This is a genomic window from Burkholderia guangdongensis (assembly GCF_013403875.1).
Classification (GTDB): Bacteria; Pseudomonadota; Gammaproteobacteria; order Burkholderiales; family Burkholderiaceae; genus Burkholderia; species Burkholderia guangdongensis.
In genome coordinates, this window is record NZ_JACBNX010000002.1 from 218,486 (window position 1) to 241,614 (window position 23,129).

The window sequence follows — 23,129 nt, forward strand, 5'->3', positions numbered from 1 at the left end:
GGGCGCGCGCGTCACGGCGCGCAGCGCAACTGGGCGTTCAGCGACGGCGACGGCAGCGCGGTCGTGCCCGACGCCGGGCAGGGGCCCGCGCCCGGCATCGCGACGATCGGCACCGGCGCGCTCGCGCCGCCGGCGCCGGCAGCCGCCGCGTTCACGTTGGCCTTGACGGCGCCGCTCGCGTCGTCCGACGAGTCGCCGCCGCAGCCGGCGACGAGCGCGCAGAGCACGCCGACGGCGAGCGCGGCGCGCGCGCGGGGGGCGGCGCCGCGCAGGCGCGCCAGGGAAATCGCGTTCATGTCGGAACTCCGGTCAGTGAAGGATCGTGGACAGCGGCTTGCCCGAGCCGGCGATCGACTGCAGCTCGGTTTCGGTGACGACGCGGTTCCACGTCGCGACGTCGGAGAAGCTCTCGACGTTCGGCTTCACGGTCGCGCACGCATTGACCGTGTAGCCGCCGCTGTAGTAGCTCGCCGGATGGCCGCACGCGAGCATGTGGTACTGGCCGGTGCCGTCCTCGTTCATGCCGAACGTCTTCGTGCCGAGGCCGGGCAGCGCGGACAGTGACACCGTGAGCGGCGTGGTCTGCTTCTGCTCGCCGATCACCGGATCGAACGTGTACGCGGTCATCGTCTTGCCGACCGTGTCGATCACGAACGCCGCGTACACCCACTTGTTCGCGGTCACGTTCATCGTCTTCAGGTCGTTGCGGTTCGTGCCGTCGCCCGCGTTGTACTGGATGTTGCAGGTGCCCGACGGCGCGCCCGACGCCTGCGGGAACAGCCCGATCGCGATCCCCGGGTTCTTGCCGCTCTGCCAGTTCTTGTTCGCGAACACCGGCGTGCCGAAGCCGACGACGTCGGTGCACGGCGTCATCACCCACATGCCGATCGTGAATTGCGGCTGCGTCGCGATGTCCGCGTTCTGCACGAGCTTGTAGCCGTCGTAGCCGTTTGCGTCGACGGTCTGCGTGCTCACCTGCAGCCCCTGGCCGCCGAACGGATCGGCGGCGAGCGAGCCGCCGTTCGCGTCGGCCGCGAACGGGCCCATCGTGCTCGCGTTCAGCGCGTCGACGGCCGGCAGCGCGCCGAACGGGTAGTAGTCGACGAGGCCGCTCTTCAGTGTCGTCGCGAGCGGCGGCGGCGGGGGCGGCGGCGGCACGTACCTGATCTGCTCGATCCCGCCGACGGGCGCATTCCCGGCTGCACCCGCGGCCGTCACCACGTAGTCGAAGCGGTACGTGCCGGCGGCCGTCAGGCCGAGCTGGCTGTCGGTGTAGGTCGTCGTGCCGGCGGGCAGCGTCGCGATCTGCTGGCCCGCGCGCCACACCGCGATCGCGCCGGTCGACGGCGCGACCCACGACAGCACGAGGCTCTGGCCGTCCGTGCTCGTCGTGCCGGCGAGTTGCGACACGGGCTGCGCGCCGATCAACTCGCCGCCGTCCATTTCGTACGCGGATGCGCCCGGCAGTGCGTTCAGTTGCGCGAGCACGGTCGGCGCGACGTCGGCGATGCTCGCGCGCGTGTGCAGATCGGCGAGCGACGCGGGCTGCGCGGCGCTGCCGAGGCGGCCGTTGTCGGCCTGGTTCATCGCGATGAACGTCGTCGATTCGGACAGCAGCGGCAGGCCGTCGCTGCCACCGGCCGCGTTCAGCCCGTGGCCGCCGGTGACGACGATCAGCCAGTTCTCCTTCTTGCGCTTCGCGGTGGCGTCGACGAGCGCGCCGACGGCGGCGTCGAGCTGCTTCAGCGTGTTCGCGTACGCGGGCGCGTTGACCCCGTAGTTCAGCGCCGCGTCCTCGGCCGAGTGGTATTGCGCGACGACGAGCGAGTAGCCCTGGTCGATCATCGTGGCGCTTTGCTGCGTCACGCAGTTGTCGACCGACGCGCAGTTCGCGAGCGTGTCGAGGTTGCCCGCGTTGCGTTCGCCGGCCAGCAGCGACGCGAGGTTCGCGGAGTCGACGGCCGCGCCGAGCAGGCCGGCCTGCGCGGTCTTCAGCGTGTCGAATGCGGTCGGCGCCTGCATTGCCTGGTTCGGCGCGTCGGACAGCACCTGATGGCGATCGGCCCAGGTGCCGGTCAGCAGCGTCGCCCAGCTTGGCGTGTCGAGGTTCGGCTGCTGCGTGAGCGTGCCGTTCACGCCGCCGCTGTACGCGGGCGCGACCTGCAGCTTCGCGAGATTCGGCAGCGAGCCGTTGGCGATGCCGGCCGCGAGCGCCGCGTACGTGAGCCCGTCGAGCTCGATCACGAGCGCGCGGTTGACGACCTGCTGGCCGGGCGGCGTCGTCTGACCGTTACCGTTGTTGCCGTTTGCGTTTGCGTTTGAATTCGAGTTGGCCGCATTCATGCTGCCGAGCGGGTTGCCAGCGCTATCGGTGTTGCCGCCGCACGCGCCGAGCGCGCCGACCAGCGTCAACCCGCACAGCAGCCGCGCGAGAGTGGTCTTCTGCATGATTTCCCCTGATTGGAATGTCCGGACGCAGCCGGAGGACTGGCCGGATTCTGGACAGGGGATGCGATGCCAGTATTTCGTTTGGCAGAAACGCGCTGATACAGGTATCAGCTTTTTTGGGGGGAGGCGGGGCTTCAGGGCTTTCGCGTGGCGGCCGGCCACCACGCCGGGTTGCGCAAACTGACTCGGGCCTGTTCGCATTTTGAGTGCGTCGAGGTCAAACCCTCGCGATCGGGGGTCAGAGGCCCGCGCGCCGAACTCAAAGGTCCAGTGATCCGAGCTCAACGACCCGCGCGCCGAGCTCAAACTCTCGCGATCCGAGCTCAAACTCTCATGATCGGAGCTCAAACGCCCGAGTGTGCGGCGCTCAAATCCTCGCGATCGGCGCTCGGAGGCTCATGCGCGGCGCTCAAACCTCCGCGATCGGCGGTCAGAGGTCCGCGATCGGCGGTGGGAGGTCCGAGATAGGCTGCCAGAGGTCGGCGTGCGGATGTAAAACCCTCGCGCGCGACGGTCGGAGGCAGGGCGCGTCAGTCGTTCTTGTGGAACACGCGCTTCGTCGCGCGCTTGGTCGCGTGCCAGCCGTTGCGCGTCGCGTTCGCGACGCCGTGGCCGGCCGCCTTCGCGCCGTGCCCGACCTCGATCGCCGCGTGTTTCGTCGCGTGTCCGAATTCGCGCGCGCCGTGGCCGATGCCCTTGCCGGCGGCCTTCGCGTCCCGCTTGATGTCGTGACCGACTTCGGCGACATCCGCGTTGGCCACATGGCTGAGTGTCGCGAGTGACAGCGCGACCAGTACGATTTGGCAAGCTTTCTTCACGTCATTGATCCTATAAAAGCGTTCGTCGGATAAAAGGTTACGCGGCATCGCCGCCGTCGCCGTCGTTGCGCCGCGCGGCGTCGGCATCGAGCATCACGGCGGCGCGGCCCGTCAGCAGCACGCGCTCGCCGCAGCGGAGCGTGAAGCTGTACAGAACCGTGTTGTCGCTGCCGCTCACGCGCTCTGCGTCGATGACGAGCGGCGCGTCGAGCGTGTCGAGCCGGTCGACGTGCGCGTCGACGCCGCGCACGCTCGTCAGAAAGCCGGCGCGCGGCCGGTCGTGCGCGGCGCCGACGAGCGCGCCGTGCACGGCCATCGCCTGCGCCGCGTATTCGATTCCGCAAACGGCCGCGAGCCGCCCGTTCGCGCGCAGCGGATTCGCCGGATCGCGATGGCTCGTCGCGATGCAGCGGATGTGCGTGTCGTCCCAGTCGGTGACCGCATCGAGCACGCACATCGCGCCGCTGTGCGGAATCCGCGCGGCGATCCACGCGCGGTCGAGCGTCGGCGGCGGCCGGCTTATCTGACGACTCATCGGGCGGCCTCCGTGGCCGGCACGGCGACGTCGATCCGCACGCGCGTGTCGGCCAGATAGTCGAGCACGACGCTCGACGAGCGGCGCGCGGCGAGCGCGGCGAGCAGCGGCAGCGCGCGTGCGGCCGGGTTGCCGCGCCGCAGCGCGTCGAGCTCGGGCGAAGCGAGCGTGGTCGCGGGCGCATCGGTGAGGTGCGCGTCGATGCGCGCGAGCGCGGTGGGGCCCGCGTCGGGCGCGAGCACGAGCGCGACGCCGAACGCGTCGGGGATCGGCCGCACCGCGTGCAGCGGCTCCGGGTAGTCGGTGTCGTATGCGATCAGCAGGATCGGTGTGCGGTCGACCGTGATCTGGCAGAGGCTTTCGAGCAGGCCGGCCGCGAAGCTGCCGTCGTGCGCGCAGAGCACGTTCGACGGCGCCATCGCGCGTGTCGCGATGCTCCAGTAGCCGGCCGGCGCGTTGTGCACGGAATTGTGGAAGCGGGTCGGCGACAGTTGCCGGTCGTCGCCCGCGAGCGTTTCGCAGATCGCGTGGCAGTTCTGCCCGTCGCCGCCGGACGCGGTGAACACGGTCGCGAGCGTCGCGGCGTCGCGTCCGCTCGCGGCGGCCGCCTCGTGACCGGCCGCGAGCGCGACCCGGACGACGGGCCCGGTGCGGCGCTTCTCGGCCGGTGGCAGGCCGGCGGGCGGCGGCAGCGCGGTGCGCGCGCTCACATAGGCCGCGCGGCCCGCGAGCACGTCGGCCGCGTGCGGCCAGCCGTCGAGTCCGGGGCCGATCAGGCCGATGCTTTCGATGTAGGCGCCGAGTGTCATGGGAGTCAGTGCCGCGCGCGGTCCGCGCGGCCGAGAATCAGGCTGCAGTTCGTGCCGCCGAAGCCGAACGAGTTGCTGAGCGCGATCCGCACGTTCGCGTCGCGGCTCGTCAGCACGTAGTCGAGTGCGAGCGCCGGGTCGGGCTGTGTCGTGTTGATGCCGGCGGGCACGAAGCGGCCGCGCAGCGCGAGCGCGGTCACGACCGCCTCGAGCGCGCCCGCCGCGCCGAGCGTGTGACCGGTCGCGCCCTTCGTCGAGCTGCTCGGCGTGCGCTCGAACAGCGCGCGGACCGCGCGGCTCTCGGCCGTGTCGTTGCTCGGCGTCGCGGTGCCGTGCAGGTTGATGTAGTCGACGTCGCGCGCGGCGAGGCCGGCCGACGCGAGCGCCTGCTCGATCGCGACGCGCGCGCCGAGCCCTTCCGGATGCGGCGACGACATGTGATGCGCGTCGCTCGATTCGCCGACGCCGAGCAGCAGGATCGCATCGTCGTCGAGCGCGCGGTCCGGCACGCGTTCGACGAGCGCGAACGCGGCGGCCTCGCCGATCGAGATGCCGTCGCGCGCGACGTCGAACGGCCGGCACGGCTGCCGCGACAGCAGCTCGAGCGAGTTGAAGCCGTACAGCGTCGTCAGGCACAGCGAATCGACGCCGCCGACGACGGCCGCGTCGATCAGGCCCGCTTCGATCATCCGGCGCGCGGAGCCGAACACTTTCGCGCCCGACGAGCATGCGGACGAGATCGCCATCGCCGGCCCGCGCAGCGCGAAGTACGCGCGCACGAACGCGGCGGGCGAGTACGGGTTGTGCGTGTGCGCATAGTGGAAGTCGGTGGGCAGCGCGCCGCTCGCCGGGTCGCGCCGCTGGTACGCGCGCTCGGTCTCGAGGATGCCGGCCGTGCTCGTGCCGATGAACACGCCGACGCGCTGCGCGCCGTAGCGCGCGATCGTGGCGTCGACGTTCGCGGCGAAGCCGTCCTGCGCGAGGCCGAGCTGCGCGAGCCGGTTGTTGCGGCACTCGAAGTCGGCGAGGTCGGCGCGCACCGGCTCGGCGTCGACGCCGTCGACCGCGCCGATCCACGTGTCGAGGTCCGCGCGCTCGAAGTCGCACGGCGCGAGGCCGCCGCGCTGGCCGCGCAGCGCCGCGAGCGTCGCGTCGAGCCCGCGTCCCGCGCAGCTCGTGGCCGTGAAGTGCGAAAGCAGGAGAGGTTTCACTGGGGTCAAGTCCGATTGCCGGTTCGTGTGCCGAATGCCTTTGAATTTTATCAAATGGCCCCGGACGGGCCGGCCGGCGCCGCTGCGGGCGCGAGCGCCGCGCGCAGCGTGGTCCAGCCGAGCTGCGCGTCGGCGGCCGCGCGCAGCACCCGCGGCAGCACGTCGAGCACGACCGGCTCGCCGCGCGCGTCGAGCGCCGGATGGCCGTCGTGGATGAGCAGGATGTCGCGCGGCGCGAGGCCGTGCAGCAGGCGGTGCGCGATCGTGCCGGCGTCGCGCGTGCGCGTGTCGAAGCCGCGCCGCGTCCAGCTCGCGAGCTGCAGGCCGAGCTCGCAGAGCACCGGCTCGAGGAAAGGATTGCGCAGCCCCGCCGGCGCGCGGAAGAACAGCGGCCGCGTGCCGGCGATGTCCGTGAGCGTGCGCTGCGCGGCGTCGATCTCGCGCCGCAGCGCGCCGGGCCCGGACAGCGAGAACGTGTGCCAGTGCCGCTGGCTGTGGTTTTCGACCGCGTGCCCGCGCGCGACGATCGCCTCGACGCACTTCGGGTGCGCGCGGGCGCGCTCGCCGATGCAGAAGAACGTCGCGCGCGCGCCGTAGCGGTCGAGCAGGTCGAGCACGCGTGGCGTGATCTCGGGGTTCGGGCCGTCGTCGATCGTCAGCGCGATCCGGCGGTCGGTGCCGTCGGGGAGCCGGGTCCAGTTCGGGCCGAGCCACGCGCTGCGCGGCCACAGGCCCGCTGCGGACAGCACCAGGTGCGATGCGGCGACGCCGCCCACGGCCCATGGCCACGCCGCCGGGTGCGCACCGACGGCCGTCGCCGCGCCGACGTGCAGCGCCGCGGTGCCGGTAATCAGCGGCGTCGGCTTCCAGCGGCGCGGTGCGCCGGGCGGCGTGGGCGGCAGCGTTGGCGATCTCGCGTTCATGCGGGGTCTCCGTTGCGGGATGCGGCGCCGGCGGCGGCCGCCGGCGGAGGGGGCTGCTGGGGGCGCGTGGGCCGCAGGGGGCCCGGCGGCTGTAGGGGCGGAGGGGGCTGCTGGGGCCGCGGCGCGAGGATGGCGGCGAACACGAGCGCGAGGATCGCGCCCGGGCCGACCGTGAGCCCGAACGTTTCGAGCAGCGGCACGCGCGACAGCGCGAGCAGCCCGAAGCCGGCGACGGTCGCGAGATTCGCGATCGCGAGCGACACGAGCGTGTGCGGCGCGATCGGCTGCGCGCCGGTTGCCGTGTTGGCCGCTGAATCGGTCACCGTGTCAGCCACCACGTCGGCGCGTGCGCTGAAGAACAGCGCGTAGTTCGAGCCGACCGCGACGATCAGCAGCATCCCGATCAGATGCAGGATCGTCAGCGGCACGTGCGCGAGCGCGAAGCCGGCCGTCACGACGAGCACCGCGGCGACGAGCGGCGCGAGCGCGCGCGCGCCGCGGCGCGGCGAGCGCAGCGCAACGGCCAGCAGCACCGCGATCGCCGCGAAGCCCGCGAGCGACAGCCGCAGGTCTTCGTGCACGTAGTTCACATACAGGCGGTCGGCCTCCGCCTTCATGTCGACGAACAGCGCGCCCGGCACGCCCGCGCGCGCGACTGCGTCACGGATCGGCGTGGCGTCGAGGCTCGGCCCGGCGGCATGAGGCGCGTGCGTCACGTCCGGCGCGTTCGGCGACGTTGCTGGCGCGCGCAGCGGCAGCATCGCGCTCCAGTGGCCCGCGCGCTCGGTCAGCAACGCGTCGACCGCGAGCGCCATCGACGTGCCCTTCAGATCCGCGCGCGTCAGCAGCGGCTGCTGGCGCGCGGCGTCGACGTCGGCGATGAACGGCGCGAACAGCCCCGGTTTGACCGTGACCGGCTGATTCTCGACGGCCGCGCGCATCCGTGCCGCGAGCACGTCCGCGGGCGGCAGGCTCGCGAGCCGCGCGCGCTGCGTCGCGTCGCTCGGCAGGTAGCGCGCGGGGCTCTCGTAGCCGGCGAGCACGCCGTGTTCGACCAGCGGTTGCAGTTGTGCGGCGATCTTCTCCGCGCGTTCGAGCGCGGCCTGCTCGGTCGCGGCCGGGATCACGACCAGATAGCGGACGTCGGGCGCGCCGACGTCCGCGCGCAGGCTCGCGTCGAGCGCCTGGCCGGCGGCCGGCACCGGGCTCAGCGCGGAGAGCTCGCGGCTCCACAGGTGGTCGCGCTGCAGCGCGAGCGTCGCGCACGCGGCGAGCACGACGACCGCGAGCGGCACGCGCAGTTTCGGCGCCGCCTGCGCGGCCCGCGCGAGCGCGGCGCCGAGCCGCGACACGTCGCGGATCGCGATGCGCCCGCCGTGCAGATGCGGCAGCACGAAGCGCGTGACGAGCGCGGCCGCGGAAAGGCCCGCGATCGAATAGAGGCCGAGCTGCACGAGGCCGGGGAAACCGGAGAACAGCATCGACGCGAAGCCGCAGATCGACGTCAGCACGCCGAGCCGGATCGTGGGCCAGTACGCGGCGATCCACGCGCGCATCGGGTCCGCGGCCGGCGCGTCGCTCGCGCGCCGTTGCGCGGACTGCACGAACAGGTAGATCGAGTAGTCGACCGCTTCGCCGATCAGCGTCGTGCCGAAGCCGAGCGTGAGTCCGTGCACGGTGCCGAACGCGACGCTGACCGCCGCGAGCCCGGCCGCGACGCCCGACAGCACCGGCAGCAGCCCGAGCGCGAGCGTGCGCGGCGAGCGGTAGACGGTCAGCAGCAGCGCGACGATCAGCACGACGCTCAGCGTCGACAGGCGCTCGACGTCGTGCCGGATCGTGTCGCGCGCGTCGACGGAGAACACGCCTGGGCCCGTCATCAGCAGCCGGCACGCGGCCGCGTTCGGCACCGCGCGCGCGGCCGCGTCGAACGCGCGATGCACCGCGTCGATCGCGCTTGCCTGCGCGTCGGTGTCCGAGCCGGCGGCGGCCGTCTGCACGACGAGCACCGCGCGCCGGCCGTCGCGCGACGCCCACACGCCGTCGGCGAGCGCGGGCTGCGCGGCGCTGTCGAGCTGGCCGACGAGCGCGGCGATTTCGCCGGTCGGGTCGTGCGGCAGCATGTCCTTCGCGACGAGACCGGCCGACGAGCTCAGCAGGTCGAGACTGTCGCCGAGTGCCTGATGGAGCCCGTCGGCCGAGAAGCGTTGCGGCGTCACGGTCGGGCTCAGCACGTAGCGGTGCGCGAACAGGAACTGCTGATCGGCGGCGTCGTTCACCGGCTCGCCGTTGTTGACCGCTGCGAACCGTGGGTCGCCGCGCAGCGTCGCCGCGATTTTTTTCGACACGGCCGCGCGCGTGCCGGCGTCGCCGCCGTCGATCGCGACGAGCATCAGCCGCGACACGAGCCCGTCGCGGAGCTGGTCGACGAGGATCTGCTGGCCGGCGCTCGGCGAGCGCGGCAGGAACGCGGACAAGTCCGCGGTGAAGTGCGCGCGGCCGATCGCGACCGCGCATGCGAGCACGCCGACGAGCCACGCGAGCACCGCGCGCCGCCGCGCGGCGGATGCACGGCGCGTGACCGACGGATCGGGCCGGGTGCGTGTGTCCATCAGCGCGGGGTGGCCGGGTGGAGCCGCATCAGCGAATGATCGCCGTCGGCCTGGCGGATCGTGACGCTGCGCAGCTCGTCGCGCGTGCCGTCGAGCGTGATCGTGGTGACGATCTTCTGCATCCGCGCATCGAGCGGTGTCAGCGTGAGCGTCCAGTCGTCGCCGCGGCCGGCGAGTGCGACCTTGTACACGTGCTCGAGCGCGTAGCGGTTGCCGGCGAGCGTCGCGCGGATGCTGTCGATGAACGCGCCGAGCTCCGGATAGCGCGCGAGCGCGAGCGTGTATTTGCGGTCGTTGCGCTCGATCGTCAGCATGTCGCCGTCGACGACGAGGTTCTCCGGCTTCGGGCTTAGCGTGTGCTTCTCGAGATGGTCGGGCGCGACGAACACGAGTTCGCCCGACGATTCGAGCGGCCGCGTGGCGATCGACAGGTATTTCGTTTCGGTGAACGTCGCGCGGCCGGACTTGTTCTGCGCGAGCGTCGCCATCAGCCGGTCGAGGGTCCAGCCGGCAGCGTTCGCGGCGGACGCGTCCGCCGCGTGGGCAGGCGCGGTGAGTGCGGTGAGCACGCTGGCGGCCGCGGTCAGCGTGGCCGCCAGCGTGGTGACGGCGCGCCGGAGGCGCAGCGGAGGGCGGCGAAGGGCGGTCATGCGTCGGAGTTCCGGGTGGCGGGCAGATCGGTGCGCGACGCGGGCGCCTCGTCGTTCTGCCAGAAGTCGAAGAAATTGAACCAGTTGTACGGCGCCGCGCGGCAATACCGGTCGAGCAGCGCGACGTAGCGTGCGAGCGCATCGTCGACCGCGGCCGCGCGCGCGTCGCGCCGCAGGCCCGTGAAATCGGCGAGCGACTCGAAGTGGACGTCGTAGCGGTTGCCGCCGCGATAGAGGCCGGTCATGAAGATCACCGGCCGCTTCAGCATCGCGGCCATGTGCAGCGGGCCGAGCGGGAACGCCGCGGGCGCGCCGAGCAGGTCGCGCAGCGTCGACGCCTGCGTGTCGTGCGGCAGCGTGCGGTCGGCGAGGATGCCGACCATGCAGTTCGCGTCGAGCCGCTCGTGCACCTTCAGCATCGCGTCGACGCGCCCGAGCGGGATCACGTCCGGCCTCGCGGCCGGATTGATCGCGGCGAGCGCCGCGTTGATGTTTTGCGCGTTCTCCTCGTACATCGCGACGGCGACGCGCAGCGCCGGCTGCGTGCGGCCGACCGAGCGGATCACCTCGAAGCTGCCGAGATGGGCGCCGATCAGGAACGCGCCGCGGCCGCGCGCGAGCGCTTCGTCGACGCGCGTCTCGCCGTGCAGCCGGATGTCGAACAGATCGTAGCGCTCGTTCATCAGGTAGATGCGATCGTGGATCGTCGTCGCGAACGTGAACACGTGCCGGTACACGTCGCGCCAGCGCGCGGGGCGGCCGAGCGCGCGGCGCAGATAGTCGCGCGAGGCCGCGCACGCGGCCGGCGAGAACAGCACGAAATAGAGCGCGACCAGATGCAGCAGCGCGCGCGACGCCCGCCGGCCGACGCGCAGCGACAGCCAGGTCATCGCGCGCAGCAGCCCGACGTTGCTGCGCTCCTGGCGCTCGGCCCACGCGGTGCGGCTCATCGGCCCGCCGTCTGCCGCGTGGTGCCGGCGGCGCGTTCTTGCGGCGCCGACGGCGCGGACAGCACGCCGCTCGCGACCTCGCGCGGGCCGGCCCGCACGGTGAAGCGGATCGCGCCGCTCGCGGCCGTGTCGAAGGCGAGCGCGAGCGGCTCGCCGGGCGCGGCGGGGCTCGGGAATTTCGCGGAGCCGAGCCGCCACGTGTCGAATGGACGGTTCAGCGCGGCGCCGATCGCGCTGATCGCGTGGTCGAGCAGCACGACGCCCGGCACGATCGGCCGGCCCGGAAAGTGGCCCGGCAGCGCCGGGTGGTCGGCCGGGATCGTGAACGTGACGGGGGCGGGTGGCGGTGGCGCGCCGCGCATCTGCCGCGCGACCAGCGCCGCGAGCACGTTGCGCGGCAGCTTGCCGGTGTCGTTGCGCGGCAGCGCGTCGACGAACAGCAGCGGCCGCGGCATGAACGCCGCGTCGATCCGCTCGCGCAGCGCGCGCTGCAGGTCCGCGACCGCGACGCCGGGCGCGACGACGAGCGCGACGAGCCGCGCGACCGGTTCGCCATGCCTGTCGTGCGCTTCGTGCTTATCGTGCTTATCGTGTCCGCCGTGCTCACCGCGCGTATCGTCGTCGGGCATGAAGAATACGCCGTCGACCACGCCGGGGATCGCATTGAGCTGATGATTCAGGTATGCGAGCGACGTCCGCTTGCCCGCGATGTTGATCAGGTCGGCCTTGCGCCCGTGCAGCAGGAAGTGCGTGTCGTCGAGCAACTCGAGCGCGTCGCCCATTGGCACCGGCTCCTCCACGTGCCCGCCCGATACCCAGACGGTCGGCCCGCCGTCGTCGCCCGGCGCGGCGGCGCGCGCGTCGAGCCGCACGCCCGGGAACAGCGCCCAGGTCGCGCCGTGCGCGGTGCGTCGCGTCGCGATCTGGCCGGTCTCGGTGCTGCCGTAGATTTCGATCAGCGGTGCCGCGAGGCGCGCCTCCGCGTCGCGCGCGAGCTTCTCGGCGAGCGGCGCGGTCGCCGACAGCACGAGCGACGCGCTCGGCAGCGCGCGCTCCGATGACGCCAGCAGCGCGCGCAGATGGATCGGCGACGTGACGAGCACGCGCGGCTGCGGCACCGCGTCGAGTTCCGCGCGGATGTCGACCGGGTAGAACGGCTGCCGGTTGCTGAACGCGAGGCCGCCGATCAGCGCGAGCAGCACCGTCGATTCGAAGCCGTACATATGCTGCGCGGGCACGGTGCCGACGATCGTGCACGGACGCGCGTCGAGCAGCCCGAGCCGCGCGGCGGCCGCGCGCACGTTGTCGACGAGGAAGCCCCAGGTCTTGCGGTGGGGCACCGGCGCGCCGGTCGAGCCGGATGTGAACACGTACGCCATGATTCGCGACGCGTCGATCCGAGGGATCGCGGCATCGGCATCGGCATCGGCGGGCGCGGCATCGGCGTCCGGCTCCGGGTAACGGAAGCGCGGCAGGTCGATCGCGCAGTCGGGCGTGTCGTGCAGGCAGAACGCGTCGGGCGCGAACGCGGCGAGCTGGCGCACGGTATCGGGCGTGTGTGTCGACGGCAGCAGGCTGATCTTGCCGGCGACGAGCGCCGCGCACAGGCTGACCGTGAAACGGTAGCGGTCGCGGCACACGTTGAACACGTGGCCGCCTTCGGGCAGCGCGGCCGCGACCCGCGCGACGTCGGCGAGAAACGCGCGCACCGGCACGGGGGCGCCGTCGCGCCAGGCGATCGTCTGGTCCGGCGACGAATGGAATACGAGCGGATGACTCGGCATGACTTCTTCAGTGACAACGAAAATAGGCAACGGCGCGGACGCCTCCGGCGATCGCGCGGCGCTTCACGGCACGCGCCCGCTCGGCGCGCTTTCCCGCGTGGTCTGCCGGTACGCGCGGATCGCGTCGGCGATGCCCGCGGTCGGCTCGCCGGGCAGCGCGAAACGGCGGCACGCGTGCTCGGCGACGAACATCACGCCGACGAGCGGCAGCGACAGATAATTCGCGAACGTCGACCACGCGACGATCGACGCGGCCGCGAACAGCAGCGTCGACACGGCGGCCGTCGCGACGAAGAACAGCGTCCACGCGAGCGTGATCCGGCGCGTGTAGTGGGCGACCGCGGGCGTGAGCGTACCGTGGATCATCGTCGCGAAGCGCGTGCAGAGCGGAATCCGGCCGCGCGCGAGCGTGCGGCCGAACAGCAGCGCCATCGCGACGTTGAAGCTCGCGTGCTCCAGATACAGGCCCCAGCCGAAATGCTGCGCGAGCGGCGCGCGCGCGCTCCACAGCGCCGCGCACGCGAGCGCCCACAGCGGCACGAGCCATGCGCGCCGCGCGGAGCGCAGCGCGGCGCCGAGCGCGATCAACAGCGGCGGCACGAGCGCGAGCGCGAGGCCGACGCCGTGCGCGCCCGGCGTCGCGGCCGCGTAGTGCGCGCCGGCCTGATAGGCGGCCACCGCGGCCACGGCCGCGGTGCCGCGCGCGATCGCGGCTGGCGTCGTCATCGGGCGCTCCCGGCATGGCTGGCGCTCCCGGCACTCCCGGCACTCCCGGCGTGCACCACGCGCACGACACGCACGACACGCACGACACGCACGACACGCACGACACGCACGACACGCACGACACGGCGGCGCCCCCCGCCGCGCTGAACGCGGCGGACGGCTCGACGGTCCGGAACGGGGCAAACAAGCGTGAGCTGCATGGCTGCGCGGGTCGAAACAGGTCTGATCGGGGCAACGCAATTCAACGGCGTCGCGCCGCAAAATCGTCGTACGAATGGCGGGCCCGACGGGTATCGGGGCCGGCGCCGCGCACATTTTAGGGTGCCGGCCGGGCCGCGTCCGTCCGTCCGCCCGCGGGTTTGTAACTGATTGTATGGCTTGCGGCGCCGCGCGCCGCGCGCCCGATCGATATCCGCCCAAAGTGGCTCAAGCGTCCGGTGCGTTCGCGTCCCAAAATGCGGGCCTGCGCGCGCCGGTAGCTCTGTAACCCTTTCGCGGTATACGACACCTACCCCTTCGTCTAGAATCCGCCTAACTTTTTATCAAACGATCCCCAAATAACGCGGGCGGGGTGGCCGGCGGAAGCGGGCGGGCGGCTCAGCCGGCGCGCGCGTCGTGCCGTCGTTTTCCGTTCGCTCGCCGCTGCGGTGCGCTGCCTGCTTGCAAGCATGATGAACGAACTGGAACAAGAGCTCGCCACGCTGATCGTGGGCGAACTGAACCTCGAGGACGTCCGACTCGACGAAGTGAGTGCCGATACCCCGCTGTACGGCGACGGCTTCGGGCTCGACTCCATCGACATTCTCGAGATCGCGCTGCTGATCTCGAAGAAGTACGGCTTCGAGCTGCGCTCGGACAATCCCGACAACGAAAAGATTTTTGCGACACTCGGCGCGCTCGCCGCGTACGTCGCCGAGCATCGCGTGCGCTAGTGCTAGCGCACGCGCATGCCGTGACGCGCGCGGCCGCGGCCGCCGGAATGATCAACGAATGAGGGAGGACAGTCGATGCGCGCGCTCGTGACGGGCGGCAGCGGTGCACTGGGACAGGCGATCTGCGATGCGCTCGCACAGGCGGGCCACGAAGTCTGGGTGCACGCGAACCGCAATCTGGCGCAGGCCGAAGCCGTCGCCGCGCGAATCGTCGCGGCGGGCGGCGCCGCGCGCGCGATCGCGTTCGACGTGACCGACGCCGATGCGACGCACGCCGCGCTCGCGCGCGTGACCGACGACGCGCCCGTGCAGATCCTCGTGAACAACGCGGGCATCCACGACGACGCGCCGATGGCCGGCATGACGCAGCGGCAATGGCGCAGCGTGATCGACGTGTCGCTGAACGGCTTCTTCAACGTCACGCAGCCGCTGTTGCTGCCGATGATTCGCACGCGTCGCGGACGGATCGTGAACATCGCGTCGGTCGCTGGCGTGACGGGCAACCGCGGGCAGGTCAATTACGCGGCCGCGAAGGCCGGGCTGATCGGCGCGACGAAGTCGCTGTCGCTCGAGCTCGCGTCGCGCGGGATCACCGTGAACGCCGTTGCGCCCGGCATCATCGCGTCGCCGATGGCCGGCGACGCATTCCCGCCCGAGCGCATCAAGCAGCTCGTGCCCGCGCAGCGCGCGGGCGAACCCGGCGAAGTCGCGGCGATGGTCGCGTATCTGGTTTCCGATGCGGCTGCCTATGTCACCGGACAAGTGCTGTCGATCAACGGCGGGCTCGCCTGACGCGCGCGCCACGCGTGGCGCGTTGCGGCTCGTCCAGGCCGGCGCCGCGCGTGTCGCCGCGCGGCTGAGCGACGCGGGCCCCGAGGCTCGCGCGGACGCGTTCGACCGCGCGTTCCCGGGTGCGCTCGGCGCCGCGTGCTTTGGCGATCCGGCGCGCTGGGCCGTGCTCGCCGACGCCGCGCCGACGCTGCCGCTCGCGCCGGTGCACATGGCGCCGCTCGCGCCGGCCGGCGCGGCGCCGCTCGCGTGCCGCGACGACGCGTGCTTCGAGATCTGGCAGTGCGATGCGGGCGACGTCGTCAGCGCGGCAAGCGGCCCGCTCCGTTATCGATACAGCGAATCGGCGGGGCTCGTGTTCGGCAGCATCGCATTGCGCGAGGCGGATTTCGCGTCGGGCGACGGCGCTGGCGTCACCGGTGGCATCGACGGCACCGATGGCACCGATGGCACGACGCCGCTCGAGCGCGCGACCTGCGCCGCGTACCGCGCGCTGTTCGCGCTGATCGATACGCTCGCGATGCCGCACCTGCTGCGGATCTGGAACACGGTGCCCGCGATCAACGCGGAGCAGTTCGGGCTCGAGCGCTACCGGCAGTTCAACGCGGGCCGCCAGCGCGCGTTCGACGCGAGCCGTCGCACGCTGACGGGCGCGGTGCCCGCCGCGTGCGCGCTCGGCTCGACGATGGTCGACGGCAGGGACGACAGCAGGGACGACAGCAGGGACGACGGAAGGGCCGACGGAAGGGCCGACGGAAGGGCCGACGGAAGGGCCGACAGCACGGACGACGCCGCTCCGCTCTCTGTCTATTTCCTCGCGAGCCGCACGCCGGCCGACGCGATCGAGAATCCGCGGCAGGTCAGCGCGTATCACTATCCTGCGCGGTACGGCGCGCGCGCGCCGACGTTCGCGCGCGCGGCCGTGTGGCCGGGCGCGGCCGCGCCGGTGCTGTTCGTGTCGGGCACCGCGAGCATCGTCGGACATCGGACCTTGCATCGCGGCGACGTGCTTGCACAGACGCGCGAGACGTTCGCGAATCTCGCGGCCGTGCTCGACGAGGCCGCGCGGCGCGGTGGGCCGCGTTTCGCGTTGTCCGATCTCGTCTACAAGGTCTACGTGCGCGATCCCGACGACGCGGCCGCGCTCGCCGCGATCGATCGCGCGCTGCGCGACGCGGCCGGCGCCGACGCGCGGCCGCTGTATCTGCGCGCCGACGTCTGCCGCGCGGATCTGCTGATCGAGATCGAGGCGAGCGCCGGCCATCAGGTGGAGCGCCTGGGATGAAACGACCCCCACGCTCGCTGCCGCCCGAGGGGGCGGTCAGCCCCTGCGCCGTCCGCCCCGTCGCCGGCGAAAACCTAGAATTCAGTCAGGTCCCGTTCTCACCGCAACCGGCCGTTTCCATGTCCACGCCCCTTGCCTCGACCACGCACCTCGTCCTGATTCCGAGCTACAACCCCGGCGTGAAGGTCGACGAGACGGTGCGCAGCGCGCGCGCGCAGTGGAATCCCGTCTGGGTCGTCGTGGACGGCAGCACGGACGGCAGCGCCGAGCGCCTCGTCGCGATGGCCGCGCAGGATCCGGGGCTGCACGTGATCGTGCTGCCGACGAACGGCGGCAAGGGCGCCGCGGTGCTCGCGGGGCTCGACGCGGCGGCCGCGCGCGGCTTCACGCACGTGCTGGCGATGGATTCCGACGGCCAGCATCCGGCCGACCTGATCCCCGCGTTCATGGTCGCGTCGCAGGCCGCGCCGGACACGATGGTGCTCGGCTTCCCGAAGTTCGATTCGAGCGCGCCGCAGATCCGCGTGCAGGGGCGGCGGCTGTCGAACGTGTGGGCGGACGTCGAGACACTGTGGGCCGGCATCGGCGATTCGCTGTACGGTTTTCGCGTGTATCCGGTCGCGCCGCTCGCGGCGATCATGCACCGGCACGCGTGGATGCGCGGCTTCGACTTCGACCCCGAGGCGGCCGTGCGCCTGTGCTGGGCCGGCGTGCGGCCGATCCGCATCGACGCGCCGGTGCGCTACTTCCGCGCGAACGAGGGCGGCGTGTCGCACTTCAATTACTGCCGCGACAACCTGCTGCTCGTGTGGATGCATCTGCGGCTCGTGGCCGGCTGCCTGCTGCGGCTGCCGATACTGGTCGCGCGGCGGCTGAAGCGCCGCGCATAGGCCACGCGCGCGCCTGCGTGCCGCGTCCGTGCGTACAGACCCGACTTGCTTTCATCGGCGGACTGACTAAGGTTGAACAATGGTCTTGGGGCCGGAATAAGGGCACGTCCGCGCGGCCTCGCGCACGTGCGACGACCCCGCCCGCAACCGAACAGAGGCGTGCCATGAGTACGGTCGCGCGTTTTCACATCGACCATACGCAGTATCTCGGCCCCGACGGCGAGCCGGTCCAGCCGTTTCCGCCGTTCGCGCAGGATCCGGCGGCGCTGCTGCCGCTGTATCGCGCGATGGTGCTCACGCGTACGTTCGACGCGAAGGCCGTCGCGCTGCAGCGCACCGGCAAGCTCGGCACGTTCGCGTCGTCGGTCGGGCAGGAGGCGATCGGCGTCGGCGTCGCGAGCGCGATGCAGACGGACGACGTGCTGTTCCCGTCGTATCGCGACCACGCGGCGCAACTGCTGCGCGGCGTCACGATGGTGGAGAGCCTGCTCTACTGGGGCGGCGACGAGCGCGGCAGCAACTTCAGCGCGGTGCCGCGCGACTTCCCGAATTGCGTGCCGATCGGCACGCAGGTCTGCCATGCGGTGGGTGCCGCGTACGCGTTCATGCTGAGCCGCGAGCCGCGCGTCGCGGTGACGATTTTCGGCGACGGCGGCACGTCGAAGGGCGACTTCTACGAGGCGATGAACATGGCGGGCGTCTGGCAGGCGCCGCTCGTGCTCGTCGTCAACGACAACCAGTGGGCGATCTCGGTGCCGCGCGCGCGCCAGACCGCCGCGCAGACGCTCGCGCAGAAGGCGATCGCAGCCGGCATCGAAGGGCGGCAGGTCGACGGCAACGACGTGATCGCCGTGCATCAGGCCGTGGCCGAGGCGCTCGACAAGGCGCGGCGCGGCGGCGGGCCGACGCTCGTCGAGGCGCTCAGCTACCGGCTCGGCGACCACACGACCGCCGACGACGCGACGCGCTATCGCGACGCCGAAACCGTCGGCAAGGAATGGGAGCTCGAACCGCTCGTGCGCCTGCGCAAGTACCTGATGAACCGGAACGTGCTCGACAAGGCGCAGGACACGGTGCTCGGCAAGGCGTGCTACGAGCAGGTCGAAGCCGCGGTGCAGGCGTATCTCACGGTCGCGCCGCCCGATGCGTCCGCGATGTTCGATCATCTGTATGCGACGCTGCCGGACGCGCTGCGCGAGCAGCGCGACACCGCGCTCGCGTTCGCACCAGCGCCGGGGAACCACCATGGCTGACCTCAACCTCGTCGAGGCGGTGAACCGCGCGCTCGCGTACGAGCTCGCGCGCGACCCGGCCGTCGTGCTGCTCGGCGAGGACATCGGCGTGAACGGCGGTGTGTTCCGCGCGAGCGTCGATCTACAGGCGCGCTTCGGCGCCGAGCGCGTGATCGACACGCCGCTCGCCGAGACGGCCATCGCGGGCGCCGCGGTCGGCATGGCCGCGATGGGCCTGCGGCCCGTCGCCGAGATCCAGTTCAGCGGCTTCATCTATCCGGCGCTCGATCACGTGCTGAACCACGCGTCGCGGCTGCGCCACCGCACGCGCGGCCGGCTGTCGTGCCCGCTCGTGATCCGCGCGCCGAGCGGCGGCGGCATCCACGCGCCCGAGCATCACTCGGAGAATCCGGAGGCGCTGTTCGCGCACATTCCGGGGCTGCGCGTCGTGATCCCGTCGTCGCCCGCGCGCGCGTACGGGCTGCTGCTCGCGGCGATCCGCGATCCGGATCCGGTGATCTTTCTCGAGCCGACGCGCCTGTATCGCCTGTTCCGCCAGCCGATCGAGGACGACGGCGAAGCGCTGCCGCTCGACACGTGCTTCACGCTGCGCGACGGCTCCGACGTGACGCTCGTCAGCTGGGGCGCGGCGCTGCAGGAAGTGCAGGCGGCCGCGGACCTGCTCGCGAAGGAGGGCGTGATGGCCGAGGTGATCGACGTCGCGACGCTCAAGCCGCTCGACGTCGACACGATCCTCGCGTCGGTCGCGAAGACCGGGCGCTGCGTGATCGTGCACGAAGCCGCGCGCACCGGCGGATTCGGCGCGGAGATCGCCGCGAACATCGCGGAGCGCGGCCTCTATTCGCTGCTCTCGCCGGTGCAGCGCGTGACGGGCTACGACGTCGTCGTGCCGCTGTTCCGGCTCGAGCAGCAGAATCTGCCGGGCGTGGCGCGGATCGTCGCGGCGGTGAGGAAGACGCTGGAGGGGGCGTAAACCCATGAAAATCTTCAAGCTCCCGGATCTCGGCGAAGGCCTGCAGGAAGCCGAGATCATCGAATGGCACGTGAAGGCGGGCGACGAGGTCGACGCCGACCGGCCGCTGCTGTCGGTCGAGACCGCGAAAGCGATCGTCGACATCCCGTCGCCGCTGGCCGGCAGGATTTCGAAGCTGTTCGGCCAGCCCGGCGACATCGTGCATCTCGGCGCGGCGCTCGTCGCGTTCGAGGGGGCGGGCGACGACGCGGATACGGGCACCGTCGTCGGCGAGGTCGAGGTGAGCGCGCGCGTCGTGCAGGACGAGCCGGCCGCGCTTGGCGTTGGCGCGGGGGGCGGGGGCGGCGCGGGCGGGATCAAGGCGATGCCGGCGGTGCGCGCGCTCGCGCGCAAGCTCGACGTCGATCTCGCGATGGTGACGCCGTCCGGCGCCGACGGCGTGATCACCGCGGCCGACGTGCAGCGTGTCGCGAAGGTGCTCGCCGACGTCGGGCCGCCCGAGGTGCTGCGCGGCGTGCGGCGCGCGATGGCGCAGAACATGGCGCGCGCGCAGAGCGAGGTCGCGGCGGCGACCGTGATCGACGATGCCGACATCGATGCGTGGCCCGCGCGCACCGACGTGACGATCCGGCTGATCCGCGCGCTCGTGGCCGGTTGCCGCGCGGAACCGGGGCTCAACACGTGGTACGAGGGGCACACGGGGCGGCGGCACGTGCTCGAAAAAATCGATGTCGGCATCGCGGTCGATCTGGTCGACGGGCTCTTCGTGCCGGTGCTGCGCGACGTCGCGCATCGCGACGCGGCCGACTTGCGCGCGGGGCTCGACCGGATGCGCGACGACATCCGCGCGCGCAGGATTCCGCCGGAGGAGATGCGCGGCAACACGATCACGCTGTCGAACTTCGGGATGATCGCGGGCAAGTACGCGGCGCCGATCGTCGTGCCGCCGACCGTCGCGATCCTCGGCGCGGGGCGCATCCACGACGGCGTCGTGCCGGTCGGCGGCGTGGCCGTCGTGCACCGGCTGCTGCCGCTCAGCCTGACGTTCGATCACCGCGTCGTCACGGGCGGCGAGGCCGCGCGCTTTCTCGCGGCGGCGATCGCGGATCTGCAGCTCGCGCAATAGGCGTACGGGGCGGGCCGCGCGACATCGGCCCGCGACACCTGCCCGCGATTGACCGCGTCATTTCACGACACTTAGAATCGGCCGAAACGAACCTGCCCGTGCGCGGCGCATACGCGCGCTCCACACCGATCCGCTTGCCGAGGAAAACGTGCCGACGTCCCCGATCCGGCTCGCGCCGACCTTTCGTGCCGCCCGCGCGTGCCGGGCGCTCGCCGTTTGCGCGCTGCTGGCGCTCGTCGCCGGATGCGCGACCCATCCCCCCGCGACGACGCTGAACCGCACGGTCTCGCACGCGCTGCCGCCGGACGTGAAGACGCCACTGTCGGACGCGCTTGCGGCGCCGGAGGCCGCGCATCCGGGCGAATCGGGCTTCCGCCTGCTGCCCACCGGCACCGAGGCGCTGCAGGCGCGCGTCGCGCTCGGGCTCGCGGCGAAGAAGACGCTCGACATGCAGTACTACATCGCGACCGAGGACAAGACCGGCAAGATGCTGCTCGGCGTCGCGCTCTATGCGGCGGACCACGGCGTGCGCGTGCGGATGCTCGTCGACGACCTGAACTTCCGCGACATCGGCCGCGTGATGGCGTCGATCAACTCGCATCCGAACATCGAGGTTCGCGTGTTCAATCCGTTCGGCTCGGAGGCGGGCGGGATGATGCAGCGCGCGACGCACGTGCTCGCGCAGATCGACACGTTCACGCGCCGGATGCACAACAAGGCGATGATCGCGGACAACCAGGTCGCGATCGTCGGCGGCCGCAACATCGGCGACGAATACTTCAGCGCGAGCCCGACGCTGCAGTTCCGCGATCTCGACGTGCTCGCGGCGGGCCCGATCGTGCGCGACGTGTCGGCGAGCTTCGACACGTACTGGGCGAGCGCGCGCAGCTATCCACTGTCGACGCTGAATCACCAGACGTTCGACGCGAAGGATCTCGACGCGATGCGCGACGAGTTGCGCACGCACTGGTACAAGTACGTCGATACGTTCGACGCGATGCCGGCCGACGAGAAGCCGCTCGCGGAGCAGATCTCGAGCGGCGCGCTCGGTCTCGCGTGGGCGCCGGCCGAGTTCAAGGCCGATCTGCCGGACAAGATCGCGCTGCCGACGAGCGACTACGTGAGCCCGCCGCTGCAGCGGCTGATCGAGCTCACGCGCGACGCGCACGAGTCGTTCCTCGGGTTTTCGCCGTACTTCGTGCCGCACCCGGCGGGTGTCGACACGGCCGCCGCGATGACCGCGCGCGGCGTGCGCGTCGCGATCCTGACGAACTCGCTCGCGGCGACCGACGCGGTCGCGGTGCAGGCCGGCTATGCGCCCTACCGCGTGCCACTGCTGCAGTGCGGCGTCGAGCTGTACGAGTTCAAGGCGCAGCAGCGCAGCCTGCGGCCGGGCATCTTCGGGTCGCAATCGCGCGCGAGCCTGCATGCGAAGGCGTACGTGATCGACCGGAAGATTCTCGTGATCGGCTCGATGAACCTCGATCCGCGCTCCGCGCACCTGAACACCGAGCTCGCGCTCGTGATCCACAGCCCGCAGATCGCGGGGCAGGTCGCGGACATTTTCGCGCTGGTGACGCAGCCGGAGCGCAGCTACAAGCTGTCGCTCGCCGCGCCGTCGGGGCCGGGCGCGGCGAAGATCGTCTGGCACGGCGTCGACGACGGCGAGATGCGCACGTACACGACCGATCCGCACGCGGGGCTGCTGCGCAACCTGCTGACCGCGTTCTTCAGGATGCTGCCGGTCGAGGATCAGCTGTAGCGACGGCGCCGGCGATCGTGCCGCTCGGAGCCCGCCCGGAACGAGGCTCGTGCGCGGCATCTGCCCGCCTGGCCGATCGGCCAACGCACGGTGGAATCGGCCCGGATCGACTAACATGCGGTTACGACCACCGCCCGGTGGCGTTCCACGACGTACAAGGAGATCCCATGCTCAAGCTGCGTTTCCTTCGTGTCGCGCTGATGGCCGGCGTGCTGGCCGCCGGCAGCGCTGCCGCCGAGACTGTTCATCTGACCGCGAACCTGCAGCCGTCGAGCGAGGTACCGCCGACGACGAGCAAGGGCTCGGGCAAGGTCGACGCGACGTTCGACACGTCGACCCACACGCTGCAGTGGACGGTCACGTACCAGGATCTGACCGGGCCGGCGACGGCCGCGCACTTCCACGGGCCGGCGCCTGTCGGGCAGAACGCGGACCCGCAGGTGGGGATACCGAAGGACGGGCTCGCGAGCCCGATCAAGGGCTCGAAGGAGCTGACCGACACGCAGGTCGGCGACCTGATGGCCGGCAAGTGGTATTTCAACGTGCATACGAAGGCGCATCCGGCGGGCGAGATCCGCGGGCAGGTGCTGCCGGCGAGCTGATGGCCGGCGTTTGATGTAGAGGCACCTGTCGAACGTTGCCGGCGCAATCGC

21 protein-coding genes are annotated in these 23,129 nt (G+C 71.7%); 9 read left to right on the top strand and 12 right to left on the bottom strand.

Features of this window, described 5'->3' with window-relative positions; all coding sequences use genetic code 11:
* Positions 1–11 precede the first annotated feature (11 nt).
* From HZI36_RS03585 to HZI36_RS03640, 12 genes are all read right to left on the bottom strand, one after another.
* Positions 12–296, bottom strand: a complete 285-nt coding sequence (locus HZI36_RS03585; protein ID WP_179401259.1) for a hypothetical protein — start codon at positions 294–296, stop codon at positions 12–14.
* Positions 297–309: 13 nt separating this feature from the next.
* Positions 310–2,448, bottom strand: a complete 2,139-nt coding sequence (locus tag HZI36_RS03590; RefSeq protein WP_179401260.1) for a hypothetical protein — start codon at positions 2,446–2,448, stop codon at positions 310–312.
* Between the two features lie 530 nt (positions 2,449–2,978).
* On the bottom strand, positions 2,979–3,314 hold the full coding sequence (locus HZI36_RS03595; protein ID WP_246326947.1) for a hypothetical protein: 336 nt from the start codon (positions 3,312–3,314) through the stop codon (positions 2,979–2,981).
* Positions 3,304–3,801 (bottom strand): hotdog family protein, encoded by a 498-nt coding sequence (locus tag HZI36_RS03600; protein ID WP_179401261.1) that lies wholly within the window; start codon positions 3,799–3,801, stop codon positions 3,304–3,306. Before HZI36_RS03600 ends, HZI36_RS03595 begins: the two co-directional genes overlap by 11 nt.
* On the bottom strand, positions 3,798–4,610 hold the full coding sequence (locus HZI36_RS03605) for a beta-ketoacyl synthase chain length factor (protein WP_179401262.1): 813 nt from the start codon (positions 4,608–4,610) through the stop codon (positions 3,798–3,800). Before HZI36_RS03605 ends, HZI36_RS03600 begins: the two co-directional genes overlap by 4 nt.
* Before the next feature lie 5 nt (positions 4,611–4,615).
* Positions 4,616–5,821, bottom strand: a complete 1,206-nt coding sequence (locus HZI36_RS03610) for a beta-ketoacyl-ACP synthase (RefSeq protein WP_179401263.1) — start codon at positions 5,819–5,821, stop codon at positions 4,616–4,618.
* Between the two features lie 50 nt (positions 5,822–5,871).
* Positions 5,872–6,744, bottom strand: a complete 873-nt coding sequence (locus tag HZI36_RS03615) for a polysaccharide deacetylase family protein (protein WP_179401264.1) — start codon at positions 6,742–6,744, stop codon at positions 5,872–5,874.
* Entirely contained in the window at positions 6,741–9,356 is a 2,616-nt protein-coding gene (locus HZI36_RS03620) for an MMPL family transporter (RefSeq protein ID WP_179401265.1), read from the bottom strand. Before HZI36_RS03620 ends, HZI36_RS03615 begins: the two co-directional genes overlap by 4 nt.
* Positions 9,356–10,006, bottom strand: coding sequence for a LolA-related protein (locus HZI36_RS03625; protein WP_179401266.1), 651 nt, complete (start codon positions 10,004–10,006; stop codon positions 9,356–9,358). Before HZI36_RS03625 ends, HZI36_RS03620 begins: the two co-directional genes overlap by 1 nt.
* Positions 10,003–10,956, bottom strand: coding sequence for a lysophospholipid acyltransferase family protein (locus tag HZI36_RS03630; RefSeq protein ID WP_179401267.1), 954 nt, complete (start codon positions 10,954–10,956; stop codon positions 10,003–10,005). Before HZI36_RS03630 ends, HZI36_RS03625 begins: the two co-directional genes overlap by 4 nt.
* Positions 10,953–12,740, bottom strand: coding sequence for an AMP-binding protein (locus tag HZI36_RS03635; protein WP_179401268.1), 1,788 nt, complete (start codon positions 12,738–12,740; stop codon positions 10,953–10,955). The genes HZI36_RS03630 and HZI36_RS03635 overlap by 4 nt, the downstream gene beginning before the upstream one ends.
* 63 nt (positions 12,741–12,803) lie before the next feature.
* On the bottom strand, positions 12,804–13,466 hold the full coding sequence (locus tag HZI36_RS03640) for a COG4648 family protein (RefSeq protein ID WP_179401269.1): 663 nt from the start codon (positions 13,464–13,466) through the stop codon (positions 12,804–12,806).
* Between the two features lie 647 nt (positions 13,467–14,113).
* On the opposite strand from HZI36_RS03640, the gene HZI36_RS03645 reads away from it, so the two are divergent.
* The 9 genes from HZI36_RS03645 to HZI36_RS03685 all read left to right on the top strand — a co-directional run bounded on the left by HZI36_RS03645 (position 14,114) and on the right by HZI36_RS03685 (position 23,078).
* Positions 14,114–14,398 carry a phosphopantetheine-binding protein gene (locus tag HZI36_RS03645; protein WP_179401270.1) on the top strand — a complete coding sequence of 95 codons (285 nt, stop codon included), beginning with the start codon at positions 14,114–14,116 and terminating at the stop codon, positions 14,396–14,398.
* A 75-nt stretch (positions 14,399–14,473) separates the two neighbouring features.
* Entirely contained in the window at positions 14,474–15,190 is a 717-nt protein-coding gene (gene fabG, locus HZI36_RS03650) for a 3-oxoacyl-ACP reductase FabG (RefSeq protein ID WP_179401271.1), read from the top strand.
* A 22-nt stretch (positions 15,191–15,212) separates the two neighbouring features.
* On the top strand, positions 15,213–16,472 hold the full coding sequence (locus tag HZI36_RS03655; protein ID WP_484478979.1) for a chorismate transformation FkbO/Hyg5 family protein: 1,260 nt from the start codon (positions 15,213–15,215) through the stop codon (positions 16,470–16,472).
* A 119-nt stretch (positions 16,473–16,591) separates the two neighbouring features.
* Positions 16,592–17,362: a glycosyltransferase family 2 protein gene (locus tag HZI36_RS03660; protein WP_179401272.1), complete on the top strand. Its 771-nt coding sequence runs from the start codon at positions 16,592–16,594 to the stop codon at positions 17,360–17,362.
* 164 nt (positions 17,363–17,526) lie between these two features.
* Positions 17,527–18,615, top strand: a complete 1,089-nt coding sequence (pdhA, locus tag HZI36_RS03665) for a pyruvate dehydrogenase (acetyl-transferring) E1 component subunit alpha (RefSeq protein ID WP_179401273.1) — start codon at positions 17,527–17,529, stop codon at positions 18,613–18,615.
* Positions 18,608–19,588, top strand: a complete 981-nt coding sequence (locus tag HZI36_RS03670) for an alpha-ketoacid dehydrogenase subunit beta (RefSeq protein WP_179401274.1) — start codon at positions 18,608–18,610, stop codon at positions 19,586–19,588. The genes pdhA and HZI36_RS03670 overlap by 8 nt, the downstream gene beginning before the upstream one ends.
* A gap of 4 nt (positions 19,589–19,592) precedes the next feature.
* Positions 19,593–20,714, top strand: a complete 1,122-nt coding sequence (locus tag HZI36_RS03675; RefSeq protein WP_179401275.1) for a dihydrolipoamide acetyltransferase family protein — start codon at positions 19,593–19,595, stop codon at positions 20,712–20,714.
* 148 nt (positions 20,715–20,862) lie between these two features.
* Positions 20,863–22,476 carry a phospholipase D-like domain-containing protein gene (locus HZI36_RS03680; protein WP_179401276.1) on the top strand — a complete coding sequence of 538 codons (1,614 nt, stop codon included), beginning with the start codon at positions 20,863–20,865 and terminating at the stop codon, positions 22,474–22,476.
* 167 nt (positions 22,477–22,643) lie between these two features.
* Positions 22,644–23,078, top strand: a complete 435-nt coding sequence (locus HZI36_RS03685; RefSeq protein WP_179401277.1) for a CHRD domain-containing protein — start codon at positions 22,644–22,646, stop codon at positions 23,076–23,078.
* Positions 23,079–23,129: the final 51 nt, after the last annotated feature.